Source organism: Bacillus sp. TH19, assembly GCF_016651075.1.
GTDB classification, from domain to species: Bacteria; Bacillota; Bacilli; order Bacillales; family Bacillaceae_G; genus Bacillus_A; species Bacillus_A mycoides.
Window position 1 is genome coordinate 927,419 of record NZ_JAEKEO010000010.1, and the last position, 16,078, is coordinate 943,496.

Genomic DNA, 16,078 nt, shown 5'->3' on the forward strand with positions numbered 1-16,078 from the left:
TATGAATTATGGAAACGGATGCGGATGTGGATTTAAACTTTCATTCGTTAAAGGCTCAGCCCAATATCCAAGTGTCATCGGTACGGTATACACTCTATCCAGTCCTGTAACCCGAGTGAGATGGTGACCGAACGTCATCGGTAACATGCCTGGAATAATTACTTTTACACAATGTAAGCCGTTCTTTTCTATAAGGGGGACCGTTTGATCTACAACAATTACTTCAAGTCCAGATTGATGTAACCTGTTTAAAAGTTGATGAAGATCAGATGTTAAATCCATATCAAATGATTGTAATGCATTCATTTCTTGGAACGTTTGCACTGGAGCATCATCACGTAAAAGGAAGTGAAGACGTTCTTCCGCTTCTTTCAATCCATACAGCATACTATGGTCTTCCATTTGCGAAACAAGATATGGATCTTGTAAACAGTTTTCATATTTCTCTCTTTTTTGTTCAAGCTCTTCATCTGTTATAAGTAACATGCCCGCTATTTCATGAATTGCATTTTTTACAGCCCGAATTGGTTCCATATGTGCGCCGCCAGCACAGACGAGATTCATACCATCTTGCCTTGTATTTTTCGCAATGACCCATATGCTCGGAATACCATGTTCCATCGTCGCGTTGAAAACGTATAATTCATATCCAGTAATTGTGCGTAAGCGTTCAATCATTAATTGCAATTCAGTATCATTGGCTGAACTAAGATCGAGACGGGGAAGAGGTAATTCGGCATACCAAGTGAGCAAAAAGGCGTCACGCTCTACAATTTCTAAAATGCCGTGAAAAATTGCTTCTTCTAAACTACCACCAATGGCACATCCATTTGATGTTTCATACACGAAAGCGTCTCTATGACCAAGGCTATAATAAGCGATTGATTCTGGAACTAGAAGGGGCCTGCTTTGTAATAAAGAATATCCCCATACCCAGTTTTGCTCATAATCAGGATCAAACGGCTTAAATGGAAAACTATCACGATTGTAATGTTCATTTGTATGCACACCAAGTGTGAGGGGATTCAGTGCAACATCTTCTAGCTCACGAAAACTGCCATGTACATTTGTTTTTTTTCCACGAGGCGACATACCGCAATAGCGTTCTAATCCTTCTAAAATAGCAGTTGCTTCACTAAGTGAAAATGAATGAGTCCGGCCTGCGACACCTTCATTTCCAAACAGTAACGGCATGTTTATAATGACATCAGCAAACGGTAATAAAGAATGTTGCATTTGGCCGTTTAAAATACCAGTCCGGTAATCTAAATAGTCTCTCGTTAAAAATGTGTTTAGCTCATGAATGGAACGACAGCGATACGTTTCAGTACTCGTTTTCAAACTTGGTTGTAAAGAAATTTGCGCTGCATCTGCTGTATCGTCAGGCAAATTGCTGCATACCGGACAGAGAGGGTCTGGAAGAAACGAATTCCGGGTACATTGTAACGTTTGTAAGTCCAGTAAAATGAGTTCGTTTTCTAAAGAAGAATATCCATGAGCTAATATTTTCTCTGTTTCAGCATGAATGAGCTGGCACATTTGTAGCATTCCATTTTGGGTGGCGCGTACATCACGCCTCGTCACGTTCTCTGCTTTTAATGCATATTTTCGTTGTAGTTCCCACATTTCTCTTTGATCAAAGCCAGCTATAAACCGGCGTCCATCAGCGCAGTGGGAACATCCAGTTGTAAGAGGCTTCACGTAAGGACCGATAATACCTTCACCAAACGAAGTAAACGCGCGAAGCCACGGAATATTATTTGAGCGAAAGATAAGCTCAGCATCATGATGTACGGAAGAAGGAGACCCGTCATGTAAAACGAGAGCAAGATGAATGTTTTCAGGAAGAGCTTCTGTAATTGTATGCTGGCGGATGAGTGAATATTGCTTACACAATTGCTCATGTACATAGTCTGTGAGTAGGCCATCTCCTATAAGTAGTATGTTTTGAGTCATTGGTCATCCTCCTTTGCAATTAATACTCCATATACACCGTCTAAGCTGTCTCTTAAAAATGACTCAATAGCTAAATCAAAAACGAATGGATACAAGTTGTTTTCCGCTAAATTTTGCAAAGCAACTTGTAAAGACTGTACGCCTGGAATTTCTTCCTCTTCTTGTATTGCTACTCTAACAGAATCCGTACTATATAAAACAATGGATGATTCCGGTAACATATTAGCTTTATAAGGAATCTCTTCATTTTGAATATGAAGGAGTGCCTGTTGCAGAGCATTTCTTAATGCGAGTGTTATATTAATATTTGCCGCACCATACCATCTATCATTAATACCGATCCAAACGACAGGAAAACCAAGTAACTCCTCACTCATTCCTACTTTAGGTATTTCATGAATTGTAGAGAGAGCATCGTAGTAAAACCTACAATGTTTATCATGAATTTCGGTTAAATCAAGCTCTGTAATCTCTTCTAGCATATGTGATTGGCGTTCGTATAACTTATTATTTAAATGTTTTTGGAGTGCTCGGTATACACCTTCTGTCATCGTTTCTCCAGCGCCAATACCGATATCAGTATGTTCGGGGATAAGACGATGAATCATTTCAGCTACATATGTTTCAACTCCTGTTAAACCAGCTTCGCGGCGTGCTTCATTATGAGTTAATCCACCGCAAGTTATAGTAGGAAGGGGAGAGGTAGGTCCGTCTGATAATGGATTTGCAACTTGAATATTGCACTGTGATAAAGGCAATTGGTGTAAATCTTGTTCATCCCACATGTGGAATATGCCAGCTTCTTTAGAAGTTAACGTATCAAAAAAACGAAAAAGTTCAGTTGAAGTATATTGTCGGGAACGTTGGGCAAGGTTTTCTTGAAGATTTTGCACCGTATCAATTGTAAAGATTTCATCGGTTGCGAGAAGATGTTTTATGAAAGGGTGCCACTTTCCTTCAAGTGTCTCCAAGTTTAATAAAAAGAATTGAGGATTATGCTGCCTATGTGAATCTTCAGCGACATGTTTAAATAACTCAAAAACGATAACATTTGCTAACATTGCAGATGCAATTGGTGAGAAAGGTTCAGGTGGATTTTCACTTTGTAAAGTAGTTTCGTGTAGACGATGCCAAGCTGATTCCCAGCATTCTTCACGGTCTGCGGTTACGACGGGTCCAGCTAAACCAATTCTTGATAAGCACATAGCTGGTATGAAATTTTTCTTAAACTCTCTACAAATAGTATGGATTGCTCTTAAACTTTCAATATCTCCATTTTGGGAAACGTATAAAATCCAGTCGAAAGGCTCGAATACTTCATGTAAAGGGCGATCAATTGTAATATCTATTTCTTGAATAAGTACATTGTCATCATTTGCATATGCACGTTCGCTTAGTTCATGAATTCGATCGTAGTTTGTTTCAGCACGATCTGTAACAAGATAATGGAATGTAGGTAAACCAGATTCTAATAAAGAAGAAACTAGGGAAGTAAGCATATCGCCAGAACCAATTATAAGCACATTTGCTGCGCGGTACGTTTCGAATTTTAAAGCGCCTGAATGGGAATCAGCTTCTAAAAACTCAATTTGCGAAGCATATCTGTCGAGTAATGCACTGTTTAATTTGTGGGGAGCATCTTGGCTTACATCACGAATGAAACCATTTTCATATAAAATCTCTCCAATTTCAAATACACGATTTTGATAGGGGAGAGGCAGGCCATCGGTTATTTCTGTCAAAGAATGATTACCGTTAAACATGGGCATTAATTTCTCAATCCAGTCATAAATTCCATCACCATCCATACGGAATGAACTGGAGTTATTTCGAAAGTAAACACCCCCGTTTGAATCGGGGAGGAAGAAAGTATCCTTATTTGCTTTAAGTTTTGCATGAACTGGAAGGTTAATCATGTTTATCCCCCTTACGTTTTAGGCATACATTATTAGTCTATGTATTGTGATTTGTCCCGTATGAACATAATAAAAAAAGGCTGTAGAATGATTCATTCTACAGCCTTTAATAGATTAATAATCTATCAACCTTCTAATAATAATGATTTTGGATCTTCAAGCATATCTTTAACAGCAACAAGGAAGCTAACTGCTTCTTTACCATCAACAATACGGTGATCGTAAGATAGTGCAAGGTACATCATTGGACGGTTTTCCATACGCTCTGCATCAATTGCAACTGGACGTACTTGGATTTTATGCATCCCTAGAATACCTACTTGTGGACTATTTAGGATTGGTGTCGACATTAGAGAACCGAACACGCCACCATTTGTAATCGTAAATGTACCACCTTGTAGCTCTTTTAATGAAAGTTTATTATCGCGTGCTTTCAGACCTAAATTACGAATCTCGCTTTCAATTTCAGCGAAGTTCAATTGGTTAGCATCGCGTACAACTGGAACAACTAATCCATCTGGAGCTGCTACTGCAATACCGATATCATAGAATTTTTTAATGATAAGCTCATCGCCTTGAATTTCAGCATTTAATAATGGGAACTGTTTTAATGCTGCAACAACTGCTTTTGTGAAGAATGACATAAAGCCAAGACGTACATCATGTTTTTTCTCGAAAGCATCTTTGCGTTCTTTACGTAATTCCATGATTGCACTCATATCAACTTCGTTAAATGTAGTTAACATTGCAGATGTTTGTTGAACTTCTACAAGACGTTTTGCAATTGTTTGACGGCGGCGGGACATTTTCACACGCTCAACTGGTTTTTCAAATTCAGTTTTTGCAACTGGAGCCGGACTTTGTTTTGGAGTAGCTGGTGCTTCTTTTGGCGCTGCAGCGTGAGCTTGTACATCATGTGGTCTCACACGTCCAAGTGGATCTGTGCTACGTACTTCGTTTAAATCGATGCCTAATTCACGAGCCATTTTGCGAGCAGCTGGTGATGCGATAGGACGATTTGTATTTGGTAAACCTTGCAACGCTTTATTTTGTTCAGCACTTGGAGCTGCTGCTTTCGGTGCTTCAGTAGTTTCTTGTTTTGGTTGCTCAGCAGGTGGTGCTGGTGTGCTTACTTCAACTGCTGCGCCGTTTGCATCTAAAATTGCGATAGTAGCACCAACTTCAACTGTATCTCCAGGTTCGCCTAGTAACTTCGATACAATACCTGAATCCTCTGCAATGATTTCTACATTGACTTTGTCAGTCTCAAGCTCAACAACGCTGCCACCTTTCTCAACTTTGTCGCCTACGTTGATAAGCCATTGTGAAATAGTTCCTTCTGAAATAGATTCTGCAAGCTCAGGTACTTTAATTTCGATCATTTTAAATGTCCTCCCCTTATTTGCCTAACGGTGTGTTTTATCTTCTTTAATCTTCGGTAATCTCCATTTGTTAGCCTGGCTGTGGCAGACTATCTGCCACAGCCAAGCCTGAAAAACTCATTGTTACTTTCAGTTGCTGAAAACTTCAATTTCTTGTTTATCTTGACGGAAGTTGTACTTCACATCTAAAGCATGTGCAACGATTAATTCTTGCTCAGCTTTGTGAGCGAATGGATCGCCACCAGATGGGCTAGAACGATCCGGGCGTCCAATGTAACCTGTTTTCACTTTATCCCCAGCTAGTTCGAACAGAATTGGAGCCATGTAATGCCATGCGCCCATATTACGAGGTTCTTCTTGAACCCAAATGATTTCTTCTAAGTTTTTAAAGCGTTTAATAATAGATTGAACTTTTTCAGCAGGGAATGGGTACAACTGCTCGATACGAACCATATGAACTTCATCTAGGCTGTACTCATGCTTACCACTTTCGATTTCTGCTGCTAAGTCAATTGCCATTTTACCTGTACTTAAAACAAGACGTTTTACTTTGTTTGGTTTCGCACCAAGGTTTTCTTGTTCTAAAGCAGGTTGGAAACGTCCTTCGCTTAACTGACTAGCAGTTGAAAGCGTAAGTGGATGACGTAATAAACTCTTTGGCGTCATAAGCACTAACGGTCGAACAGCTTCTGTTCCTAAGATAGATGCTTGACGACGTAAAATATGGAAGTATTGTGCCGCGCTCGTTAAGTTTGCAACTGTCCAGTTGTTCTCAGCAGCTAATTGTAAGAAACGCTCTGGACGTGCACTAGAGTGTTCTGGCCCTTGACCTTCATAACCGTGTGGTAATAGAAGAACTAAACCAGATTTTTGACCCCATTTTGCTCTTCCTGCTGAAACATATTGATCAAATAATGCTTGCGCAGTATTTGAGAAGTCACCGTATTGAGCTTCCCACATCACAAGAGTTTCTGGAGCAAATACGTTGTAACCATATTCGTAACCAACAACAGCAGCTTCTGATAACGGACTGTTATGAACAGAGAATGATGCGTTAATGTTCGATAAACGGTGTAATGGTGAATATGTTTCGTTTGTATCAGTATCGTGTAATACGATATGACGGTGCGCGAATGTACCACGCTGTGAATCTTGACCAGTTAAACGAATTGGCGTACCTTCTTGCAAAATAGAAGCGAATGCTAACGATTCAGCAAGTGCCCATTCAATTTTACCGTTCTCTTCAAGAGCATCTTTACGGCGCTCAAGAATTTTCTTCACTTTTGGATATACGTTAAAGCCTTCAGGCCAAGATAATAGTCCTTCATTAATTGCACGAAGTGATTCAATTGAAACACCAGTATCAATCGGCTGGATTCCTTTTGCAACAACCTCTGGAACTTTAACGTGAATTGTTGCAGCACTCGTATCAGCTGGTGGCACTTGTGCGTATTCAGCTTTTAATTCCTCTTGTATAAACTGAGTAATTGTTTCAACCTCATCTGCATTCAGAACGCCAGCAGATTGTAATTGATCTGCATAAATTGCTCTTACAGTTGGGTGATTTTTAATTTTTTTGTACACTTGTGGTTGCGTAACTGCTGGATCATCCATTTCGTTATGACCATATCGGCGGTAACCGATTAAATCGATTAAGAAGTCCTTTTTGAACAGCGTACGATATTGGATCGCAAGGTTTGCAGCAGCAAGACAAGCTTCCGGATCATCAGCATTCACGTGAACAATCGGAATATCGAAACCTTTTGCAAGGTCGCTTGAATATTTAGTAGAACGAGAATCATAGCTATCAGTCGTAAAGCCGACTGCATTATTTGCGATAATATGAATAGTTCCGCCAGTTTGGTACGCATTCAATCTACTTAAGTTGAGTGTCTCAGACACAACACCTTGACCAGGGAATGCAGCATCACCATGAACTAAAATTACGAATGATTTTGTAGTATCTTGTTCTGGAAGACCAGATTTTTTACGATTCTCTTGAGCTGCGCGTGCGAAACCTTCAACAACAGGGTTAACGAACTCAAGATGACTCGGATTATTTGCTAATGTAACACGAGTGCTAGCTTCTTCATTACCAACGACTTGTTCTCTACCTAAATGGTATTTCACGTCGCCAGTCCAGCCAGCATTTGCCACTGCACCTTCTATTTTTGCATGTTTGAATTCTGCAAACATGTGATTATATGGCTTTTCTAATACGTGAGCGAGTACGCTTAGACGACCACGGTGAGCCATACCAATCATGACATCTTCAACGCCGCCTTTAGCACCTTCTGAAACAATTTCATCTAGTACAGGTACAAGCATATCAACGCCCTCTATTGAGAAACGTTTTTGACCAACGAATGTTTTATGCAAGAATTGCTCGAAACCTTCAACAGCAGTTAAACGTTTTAAAAGAGCAGTTCGTTTTTTATTTGATAATGGTTGACGCAATGAATTTGATTCCACCATTTGATGCAACCACGCGCGTTCTTCACTATCTTGTATATGTGAGAATTCATAAGCTAAAGATTTTGTATAAACGTCTTTTAATCTATGAATTACATCAAGTGCAGTGTGAATACCCTCTGGTGCATCTTGCCATACTGTTTTTGCTGGAATCGCTTTCAAGTCAGCATCGCTCAGTTCGTTCATTGTTTTCTCGATAAGAGATTGTCCGTTTGCAGCATCTTCCATCGGATTAATGTGAGCCAATGTATGCCCGAAAGAACGGATCTGTTCAACAAGTTGAACGACCTTAAGAATCTTTTCAATGTTCCCTGTGTTTTGAGGAGAAAAATGTGTTGCTGTGTTGTCCCCTGTTACGACATCATCTTGAAACGAAGGAGCTCCAAAAATTTCAAAAAGCTCTTGTAATTCCGGATCAACAGAACCTGCTCCAGTTACGTAAAGATCATACTGTTCAATAACATAACCAAGGTTCGGACCATGGAACTTGGCCCAAGGGTTTGTCGTTGTATTCTTCCTCGTCATTTGTTTAAACCTCCCAATGCATATAATCCTTTTCCATACAAAAAGGTGCATTTTGCTCTTTTCAATAATTGATGAACCAATAATCAATGTAAATGTTTTTCTTTACTCTTATGTTATTACAATAATTTACATAATACCAAACACTATTACTTATCTGTTTTGTAAAAAAACATTCACAATAACTTATCACCCAAGTTAATCTTTCATGTTATAAAGTAATTTCACGGGAAAACGGGGTGGATATATTTGGTATACCTACATTAATACCTATAATTGTTGCATTTAAATATAAGTATAACTATCAGAATGTTTCGATAAAGTTTAGTTCGAATTATGTATATTGGAATAATAAGCGCTTTCATTGATATTATACAACAATATAACGGAATATAGTATAAAAAATAAAAAATTATGAATTTACCATAAACTTTATCTCGATAGTGTTAAATATCGAAAGGAAAATGAAGGATTTCTACAAAAAAAGTGGCTATACATAAAAAATGCTTCATAAACCGTTAGTTTCTATAAATATGGCGAAAAACAACGTAAAAACAATAGCGCATTTCACCCGATAAAGAGCAGAATGAAACATTTTAAAAGGATAAAACAAATATGGAGATATTAAATTTTCATAAAAACGGAGAGGAGATATAGTAACGGCTATATACATTGTTCCATGTTTCATTTCAAAATAGACGTGCTGAATTTGAAAAAGTTTCTTCTATATAAATAGAATGAAAAATAAACGAAATGAATGTAAAGGAACCTTGACGTAAAGTTTCCTTTACGTATATACTCGGTATAAGGAAGGAGGGAGAAATTTCCTTGGAAAATAAAATGGTCGAATATCGAAAAAAACTTGGACTATCTCAAGAAAAATTGGCTGAGAAACTTGGAGTTTCCAGACAAACCATCATTTCAATTGAAAAGGGAAAATATGATCCATCACTTCCGTTAGCATTTGAAATAGCAAAAACATTTCAGACAACGATAGAACATGTATTTATTTATGAAGGAAAAGAAGAGGGGGAGGAAGGATGAATTATTCACAAAAGTACTTTGTAATTATGGGGATTATCTTTTTAATTATGAGCGGAACTATGATATTAGCAGGTATAATGACGCATTCTGCACCGCCAATTCCAACCTATACAGTACTTGCAATGATGATCATGTGTTTTTGCCTAAGCTACTTGCACCCGCAATTTAAAGAAAAAGATGAGCGAATGAAACTCATTCGTTATAAAGGAATGTTCTTCAGCTTTTTTGCACTAACGGCATACTATCTTCTTTTCTCTATTGGCTTAAACTTAAAAGTAATTACGCTATCTGCTACTGAACTATTGAACATACTTATGGCACTCACGATGAGTACAGTTTTTATCGCATTTGTTGTTTTATCAAAAAGATATTAAGATGTAAAAGAGAAAGGAAGATTAACATATGCAAATGATGTATGCTTTTGGCATGGGGCTTGTATTATTTTTAGCCGTATTCTTATTTATTCGTAAAGACGTTCAGGGCGGAACGTTAACGAAACGAGGATTTTATAAAATGATCGGCTGCTTAGTTGTTATGTTTATAGCGATTATCGTAATGATCGTTTTAATTAATAAAACATTATAGAACTTAAAAACGGAACCTTACTTTATAGTAAGGTTTTTCTATTTGAAATTAATACCAAAAAATACCATGAAAACTATTTAGTGACTATATTTCCTATTATATAATCCAATAAAATGATAGATAAGGAGAATAGTATATGAACAAAAAAGCTATCTTCTTTATAGCAGTATGTCTACTACTTATAGCTAGTATTACTTATATGATATGTAACAAATGAGAACAAGTGCCACCTATGTTAGTATGGGAGAACCAAGAATACTACGTTACGAATGAACCTGCCAAAGCAGAAGAAATCGGACAAAGACTTGGTGAAGTAACAAAGAAAATTAAAACGAGCAAACAGCCTACTAAAGATAGTGAATCCAACATATTACAAGAAAAAACAGAAGTATTTGAAATGATTTTAGAAGAAGAGGATGAAAGGCCGCCTATACTCGCAAAAGAACCTAATAGTGAAGAATGTAGAGTAGTAAGGCCGATGTTAAAGTAAGTACTATAATAATGAAGAAATAAATTTTTAATAGAGAGTAGTGAGCGTTATGAGATGGAAGGCAGAAACTTTTGAAAAAATAAAAACGAATGACTCATCTGTTGAGCAGCTTATAAACACGTTTAAGGAACAAAACTTAAATGGTGGCGCAATAATAAGCTGTTTTAAAGTACATAACGAAAATTTTTTCAAAGAAATAGCTTATGAAAATATTAAAATATGCAAAATTGCATATTGGTTATTCTAAATCTTATGCTAACCTTATAATGAAAAATATAACATTTGTTGGTAATGAATGATTTTTGAAGGAAATAAGTTATTGAAAAAATATCATATAGGGAAATTGTTAGAAGTTCAGATGTTACAAATGTCATCTTATTTTTAATGTCTGATAAAAGTGATGCCATCAGAGGGCAAAATATTGTGGTTGACTATGGATATACAATTGTATAAATAAATCATCTTGGGAATTAAGGGTGTGGATAATGAGTTTACTAATTAAAGATTTAATAAAGAAATTTGACGAACATGTTGCAGTGAATAATTTGAATATCGAGATACCAAAAGGTGAAATATTTGGATTCTTGGGCGGAAATGGAGCAGGTAAAACGACTACATTTCGAATGATACTTGGACTTTTATCAAAAACAAGCGGAACTATTTCATGGAATGGTAAACCTGTAAATTATGATGTTACGGATAAGATTGGGTATTTACCAGAAGAACGTGGGCTTTATGCGAAAATGACTGTCAAAGAACAAGTTAACTTTTTTGCAAAACTAAAGAACATGAAAAGTAAAGATGCAGAAAAAGAACTTCACTATTGGCTGGAGCGTTTTAATATAACTGAGAATCTGAACAAAAAAGTAGGAGAACTTTCAAAAGGGAATCAGCAAAAAATTCAGCTGATAACAGCGATTATACATAAGCCTGAACTCTTAATTTTAGATGAACCATTTAGTGGTTTAGACCCAGTAAATGTTGAAATGTTAAAAGAAGCCGTTCTTGATATGCAAAAACAAGGGTCGTCGATACTTTTTAGTTCACATCGTATGGAACATGTGGAAGAGTTATGCCAACACATTTGTATCATGAACAAAGGAGTACCTGTTGTTCAAGGAGACATTGCCAAAATTAAAAGTGACTTTGGTAAAAAGAATGTTGTAATCGTTGGCGATCATGACTTTGATCATTTGAAAGAAATAAAAGGTGTAGAAAGTATGAAAAAACGTAAAAATGCAGTTACTCTTAAAATCTCATATGAAGAAGTTTCGCATGTTTTATTTAAAGAGATAACGAAATTAGGGTATGTTAAAAAGTTCGCAGTAGAAGAGCCTACACTAAATGACATCTTTATTGAGAAAGTAGGTACACAGCATGAATAGTTTCTGGACGATTTTTTTACAAAACTATAAATCTAAGGTAAAAGCTAAATCATATATTGCTATTACAATCATAATTTCTATGTTAATTATAGGATTGATGAATTTTGACAAAATTTATAACTATTTTGTAGGTAACGAGGAAGAGCAAGTTGTCATTGTTACAGAAAAAGAAGAATTATATACAACTATTCATCAAGTGTTTAAAAATGTAGATAGTAAATTGCATGTTAAACGTAGTACGGATAAACCAAAAGCAGAATCAGGTGTTAAAGATGGTGATTATACATATGCAATCGTTGTAGAGGAATTGGATAATAAGCAACTAAAGGCTACGTATATAACTGAGACAGATACAAATCAGCAAGATGTTAGTAAGGTTCAAACGATTTTATCTCAAATACAATCTTCTAATTTCGCGCAGCAATTAAATCTATCACAAGATGAATTAAAGGTGCTAACAACGCCAGTAGAAATTCATACCAAAACTATATCAGATAAGGTTAAAGATGGAAAACATACAGAGGGTGTAGGGATTTTAATTAATACCTTTATCATGTTAAATTATTTAATGATATTATTGTATGCTGCACAATTAGCTACAGATGTTGCAACAGAAAAATCTTCTCGTGTAATGGAGTTAGTTGTTTCAAGTATTTCGCCTACAAAACATTTATATGCGAAGCTCTTCTCAACATTGTTGGCAGGTATTACACAAATAATAATTTGGGGCTTGGTCGCAACTGTAGGGTATAAAACAGCAATTAATGAATCGAAAAATGATATTTTAAATAGTATTGATTTAAATTCTGTTGCTCCTACTCTAGTGTTTTATGGGATTCTATTCTTCACATTAGGATTCTTATTATATGGCTCATTATCTTGTCTACTCGGCTCTGTTATTAGTCGTATAGAGGAATCTTCTCAAGCTGTTATGCCGCTGACATTTATGTTAATTGCTGCTTTGTATATCGCACTTTATGGAATGTCAAATCCAAGCAGCACGGTTGTTACCATTACTAGCCATATACCTTTCTTTACTCCTATTGTTATGCTCGTACGAATTGGATTCCTCAATATCCCAGTATGGGAGATTGCGCTTGCATTAGCGATTCTATTAGCAACAATATGTATGATGATTGGTTTAACGAGTCGTGTTTACCGCGGTGGCGTATTATTATATGGTAAAGGTGCATTCAGTAATATAAAAAAGGCAATCAAGTTAGGGGAAAAATAAGATTGGCCTATTCATATTTAAAAAGACTACATAGTTAATCTATGTAGTTCTTTGTTGTTACAAAATATATATAAATAAATATAAAAATTATTGTATTAGGCTATTTTTCAAAGAAAACTTTAAAAAGCTCCCAAGAAGAGAGTGAAGAATTGAGTTCTGGTGAACAACGCAGAGCTATGAGTAATATAATTTATGTCTTTCTCAAAAATTGAGGAAAAGAAGTAGGGGAAATGGTATAAATATAATATTAGCGATTGATGAACTGGAAGTTTCACAGAATCTTACGCAATGTTTCAATCGAAATAAATATAAGTTGAAAGAAGTGGATATATTTATTGCTTTTTGAAGACATGTTGAATATTACAAGTTTAGAATCGCACTTTGCTATATCACGGTGAACGATATTACAAATAGCAGTAAATCAAATAAAATAAAGCTAGCTAAGATTGAACTTTTTTGTCTAAAATATTGACTCAAATCTAATAAGAGATTTAAAATCATAAGTTTATTTTCATATGAAAAATTAATCGTTAACCAAAAGAGAGCTATTGATCAAATCTTGAACAGTATATAAAAAATTTATTCTTAAAAAAGTATATTGATTTGCTACATAAAGAAAGCCCCTTGACTATCAAGGGGTTTCTCATATGATCCCGACTGGCCTCGAACCAGCGACCTCCACCCTGTCAAGGTGGCGCTCTCCCTGCTGAGCTACGGGATCTTCAATAAATGTGCTTATGTAACAGCATCTTTAATCTTTAGGCTAAAGTAATTATATATAATTAACTGAAATTTTACAATATTTTATGTTAATGTTTTGATGGGAAAATAGTTGGAATCACGCTAGTAGTGTATTAAGGAATATATAAGTAGATAATTTAATGAAAAGTGAGTTCGAATAAAGCGGTTCTATTATTTTTTCCGATACCAATCCAAAGGACCTTCATCACTTAAATCAACAAGAAAAGGGAATAAGAAATGTAAAGGTAAGCTTATAAGTTCTGGCATAGCGTTCAATGTTTTCTTTGATAGATATTGTCTTCCGAAACAATACGGACAATCTTTTTCAAATGTCACGAGTATCGACCATACATCTTTTACTTTCCACTTCGTTTTACAATATGTACAACGCGCCATGGAGTTCCTCCTCATTTTAAGGTGTTTTCTAATATATTCTATTTGATCGTACTAAAGTCAAGTGTATTTAGTGTGATAGAATATAAGTTGGTTTGTTTTTTTATATGGATGTATTCCGTAATTTATGACTAAATGAATGTAGTGTGAGGGTTATATAATAAGAGATTTTCATTTTTAATATGCAAATTGGCCAATATATCCTTTTTACAATTTTCAAGAAATCATGTATAAAAGAAGTACAAGATATTTATAAATATTCAGAAGTAGAGGGAGAATTATTGTAATGGTAAGAAAAACGTTCAAGATGCGCGTATCTAGAAATAGGACGATTTCGATTAATGGCTCAATTCTTGATGTGGATGTTACACATGATGAGTTTTTACAAGAGTTTGTTGAGTGGGTCGATTCTAAAGGTTGGTCGTTTATGGGGATGACAGATGAGATTACACCTGAGGAAGCTAGTCAAAATTTAATAGACTCATTGATTGATGAGAAGGATAAGAAAGAGTAATTCCTTCTTATTTTTTGTTGTATATTTATGTTCCTAATCGTAAAAGTGTGATATAGTAAAAAAGTGAATATTCTTCCAAATTAATACAAATTACATATAGGTTGGTAGAGGTATTTTATAGAATGTGAAAGTAAAGGGAAAAGGGAGAGTCATATGGTAAATTTTAAGAAAATTTCGGTTTTTGTTATGGTTATTTGTTTATTTTTTTTGACACCTATGACGTTATATGCTGAGACGAATATTGGAGTAAATCCGGAGCAAGTGGCACCTCCACCTGCGGAAGGGCCGAATGTTTTTAGTCAGTTTGCGACTACTATTGATGCGAAAACAGGAGATATGTTGTACGACAAAAATGCACATCATCGTGCGTTCCCTGCTAGTATGACGAAAGTGTTAACGGCGATTTTACTGATGGAGCATACGAAGCCAGAGGATCAATTTACGTTTTCACAATTAGCATTAGATCAAGAGAAGAGTAATTATCAAATTGAGTTTCACCCTGGTGAGACCATTAATAGAAATACTGCACTTATGATTTTAATGGTGCTGAGTGCGAATGATGTGTCGTATGCGATTGCGGAGCGTATTGGAGGAAGTGTTGAAAACTTCGCCAATATGATGAATGAAAGGGCGAAGCAATTAGGGGCTAAAGATAGTCATTTTGTAACGCCAAATGGATTGCATGATCCAAATCATTATACGACGCCATATGATATGGCCATGATTACGAGAGGTGTGCAAAAGTATCCTGAAATTTTACAAGCGATGAATACGAAAAGAACGACGGTTACGACATCTACGCAAACAGTTTCTATTTTTAATAAGTCTACTTATTTTGAAAATCCATATAGTATGGGTGGTAAGACAGGATTTACGAATGAAGCACGCAATACGCTCGTTTTATTAAATGAGAAGGATGGAAATCGTATTATAAATGTAGTAATGGCTTCTCAAAGACCTGAAATTTATGAAGATTTGAAGCAGATGACGGAATATTCTTTCGGGCAATTTACGAAGCAAACTGTACTAGATAAGCATAGTTGGCATCAAAAGACAACGTATTTAAATAAAGATGTTGATTCTGAGCTCGAAAACAGTGCTGAGCTTATGTTAAAGAAGGATGAAGGGAAAAATGTAAAAACGGCTTTTCGGGTTAATTCAGTGGATAAAGAAGCTTTGTACCAAAAAGGAATTCATCGCGGTGAAGTAGTTGGTGCGGTAGATATTATAAAAAATAATCAAACGATTGCGACTATAAATGTTCTTTCGAAAGAAGATGTTACTTTTGCGATGCCTAAAAAAGATACAGTTGCACCTGAAGTAAAGGAATCGAATGTGAAAGTGATAAGTGTTGGAATAGGTGCGATTGTATTATTTGGAGCGATTTTATATGTAGTGCTGCGCCGAAATAACCAAGGGATAAAATCAGAAGAAAAATAAATTG

Annotated in this window: 14 protein-coding genes, 1 tRNA gene and 1 pseudogene; 10 read left to right on the plus strand and 6 right to left on the minus strand. The window is 35.9% G+C overall.

From position 1 onward, the window contains the following. Nucleotides 1-6: 6 nt before the first annotated feature. The 4 genes from JFU54_RS22470 to odhA form a co-directional block, all read right to left on the minus strand. Nucleotides 7-1,956: a TOMM precursor leader peptide-binding protein gene (locus JFU54_RS22470; RefSeq protein WP_201066473.1), complete on the minus strand. Its 1,950-nt coding sequence runs from the start codon at nucleotides 1,954-1,956 to the stop codon at nucleotides 7-9. Then, the gene (locus tag JFU54_RS22475; protein WP_201066475.1) at nucleotides 1,953-3,872 is read right to left on the minus strand and encodes a putative thiazole-containing bacteriocin maturation protein; all 1,920 of its coding nucleotides are present in this window, start codon (nucleotides 3,870-3,872) and stop codon (nucleotides 1,953-1,955) included. The genes JFU54_RS22470 and JFU54_RS22475 overlap by 4 nt, the downstream gene beginning before the upstream one ends. Before the next feature lie 125 nt (nucleotides 3,873-3,997). Beyond that, the gene (odhB, locus tag JFU54_RS22480; protein WP_201066476.1) at nucleotides 3,998-5,254 is read right to left on the minus strand and encodes a 2-oxoglutarate dehydrogenase complex dihydrolipoyllysine-residue succinyltransferase; all 1,257 of its coding nucleotides are present in this window, start codon (nucleotides 5,252-5,254) and stop codon (nucleotides 3,998-4,000) included. Between the two features lie 129 nt (nucleotides 5,255-5,383). Next, on the minus strand, nucleotides 5,384-8,251 hold the full coding sequence (gene odhA / locus JFU54_RS22485; RefSeq protein WP_201066478.1) for a 2-oxoglutarate dehydrogenase E1 component: 2,868 nt from the start codon (nucleotides 8,249-8,251) through the stop codon (nucleotides 5,384-5,386). A gap of 825 nt (nucleotides 8,252-9,076) precedes the next feature. On the opposite strand from odhA, the gene JFU54_RS22490 reads away from it, so the two are divergent. The 8 genes and pseudogenes from JFU54_RS22490 (at nucleotide 9,077) to JFU54_RS22525 (ending at nucleotide 12,986) form a co-directional block, all read left to right on the plus strand. After that, entirely contained in the window at nucleotides 9,077-9,292 is a 216-nt protein-coding gene (locus JFU54_RS22490; RefSeq protein ID WP_201066480.1) for a helix-turn-helix transcriptional regulator, read from the plus strand. After that, entirely contained in the window at nucleotides 9,289-9,666 is a 378-nt protein-coding gene (locus tag JFU54_RS22495; RefSeq protein ID WP_201066482.1) for a permease, read from the plus strand. The genes JFU54_RS22490 and JFU54_RS22495 overlap by 4 nt, the downstream gene beginning before the upstream one ends. Before the next feature lie 28 nt (nucleotides 9,667-9,694). Further along, nucleotides 9,695-9,877: a DUF3976 domain-containing protein gene (locus tag JFU54_RS22500; protein ID WP_002011459.1), complete on the plus strand. Its 183-nt coding sequence runs from the start codon at nucleotides 9,695-9,697 to the stop codon at nucleotides 9,875-9,877. A gap of 136 nt (nucleotides 9,878-10,013) precedes the next feature. Further along, nucleotides 10,014-10,367, plus strand: a pseudogene (locus JFU54_RS22505) (hypothetical protein). Between the two features lie 49 nt (nucleotides 10,368-10,416). After that, entirely contained in the window at nucleotides 10,417-10,614 is a 198-nt protein-coding gene (locus tag JFU54_RS22510; protein ID WP_201067336.1) for a hypothetical protein, read from the plus strand. 125 nt (nucleotides 10,615-10,739) lie between these two features. Further along, a complete protein-coding gene (locus tag JFU54_RS29865) occupies nucleotides 10,740-10,820 on the plus strand; it encodes a hypothetical protein (protein ID WP_224992862.1) in 81 nt (26 codons plus the stop codon). A 32-nt stretch (nucleotides 10,821-10,852) separates the two neighbouring features. After that, nucleotides 10,853-11,752 carry an ABC transporter ATP-binding protein gene (locus JFU54_RS22520; RefSeq protein WP_201066484.1) on the plus strand — a complete coding sequence of 300 codons (900 nt, stop codon included), beginning with the start codon at nucleotides 10,853-10,855 and terminating at the stop codon, nucleotides 11,750-11,752. Then, on the plus strand, nucleotides 11,745-12,986 hold the full coding sequence (locus tag JFU54_RS22525) for an ABC transporter permease (protein ID WP_201066486.1): 1,242 nt from the start codon (nucleotides 11,745-11,747) through the stop codon (nucleotides 12,984-12,986). Before JFU54_RS22520 ends, JFU54_RS22525 begins: the two co-directional genes overlap by 8 nt. Nucleotides 12,987-13,634: 648 nt before the next feature. On the opposite strand, the gene JFU54_RS22530 is transcribed toward JFU54_RS22525, so the two are convergent. Together JFU54_RS22530 and JFU54_RS22535 are read right to left on the minus strand one after the other, a co-directional pair. After that, a tRNA-Val gene (locus JFU54_RS22530) sits at nucleotides 13,635-13,707 on the minus strand. 191 nt (nucleotides 13,708-13,898) lie between these two features. Then, nucleotides 13,899-14,123, minus strand: a complete 225-nt coding sequence (locus tag JFU54_RS22535) for a hypothetical protein (protein ID WP_000090219.1) — start codon at nucleotides 14,121-14,123, stop codon at nucleotides 13,899-13,901. 283 nt (nucleotides 14,124-14,406) lie between these two features. On the opposite strand from JFU54_RS22535, the gene JFU54_RS22540 reads away from it, so the two are divergent. Further along, complete coding sequence (locus JFU54_RS22540; RefSeq protein ID WP_000251865.1) at nucleotides 14,407-14,634, plus strand: hypothetical protein; 228 nt, start codon at nucleotides 14,407-14,409, stop codon at nucleotides 14,632-14,634. 153 nt (nucleotides 14,635-14,787) lie between these two features. Next, the gene (locus tag JFU54_RS22545; protein WP_201066488.1) at nucleotides 14,788-16,074 is read left to right on the plus strand and encodes a D-alanyl-D-alanine carboxypeptidase family protein; all 1,287 of its coding nucleotides are present in this window, start codon (nucleotides 14,788-14,790) and stop codon (nucleotides 16,072-16,074) included. Nucleotides 16,075-16,078 lie beyond the last annotated feature (4 nt).

Excerpts from the sequence above, each read along its gene's own strand:
- JFU54_RS22470 (WP_201066473.1), bottom strand. The coding sequence starts at position 1,956 with ATGACTCAAAACATACTACTTATAGGAGATGGCCTACTCACAGACTAT.
- JFU54_RS22475 (WP_201066475.1), bottom strand. The coding sequence starts at position 3,872 with ATGATTAACCTTCCAGTTCATGCAAAACTTAAAGCAAATAAGGATACT.
- odhB (WP_201066476.1), bottom strand. The coding sequence starts at position 5,254 with ATGATCGAAATTAAAGTACCTGAGCTTGCAGAATCTATTTCAGAAGGA.
- odhA (WP_201066478.1), bottom strand. The coding sequence starts at position 8,251 with ATGACGAGGAAGAATACAACGACAAACCCTTGGGCCAAGTTCCATGGT.
- JFU54_RS22495 (WP_201066482.1), top strand. The coding sequence starts at position 9,289 with ATGAATTATTCACAAAAGTACTTTGTAATTATGGGGATTATCTTTTTA.
- JFU54_RS22500 (WP_002011459.1), top strand. The coding sequence starts at position 9,695 with ATGCAAATGATGTATGCTTTTGGCATGGGGCTTGTATTATTTTTAGCC.
- JFU54_RS22510 (WP_201067336.1), top strand. The coding sequence starts at position 10,417 with ATGAGATGGAAGGCAGAAACTTTTGAAAAAATAAAAACGAATGACTCA.
- JFU54_RS22520 (WP_201066484.1), top strand. The coding sequence starts at position 10,853 with ATGAGTTTACTAATTAAAGATTTAATAAAGAAATTTGACGAACATGTT.
- JFU54_RS22525 (WP_201066486.1), top strand. The coding sequence starts at position 11,745 with ATGAATAGTTTCTGGACGATTTTTTTACAAAACTATAAATCTAAGGTA.
- JFU54_RS22535 (WP_000090219.1), bottom strand. The coding sequence starts at position 14,123 with ATGGCGCGTTGTACATATTGTAAAACGAAGTGGAAAGTAAAAGATGTA.
- JFU54_RS22540 (WP_000251865.1), top strand. The coding sequence starts at position 14,407 with ATGGTAAGAAAAACGTTCAAGATGCGCGTATCTAGAAATAGGACGATT.
- JFU54_RS22545 (WP_201066488.1), top strand. The coding sequence starts at position 14,788 with ATGGTAAATTTTAAGAAAATTTCGGTTTTTGTTATGGTTATTTGTTTA.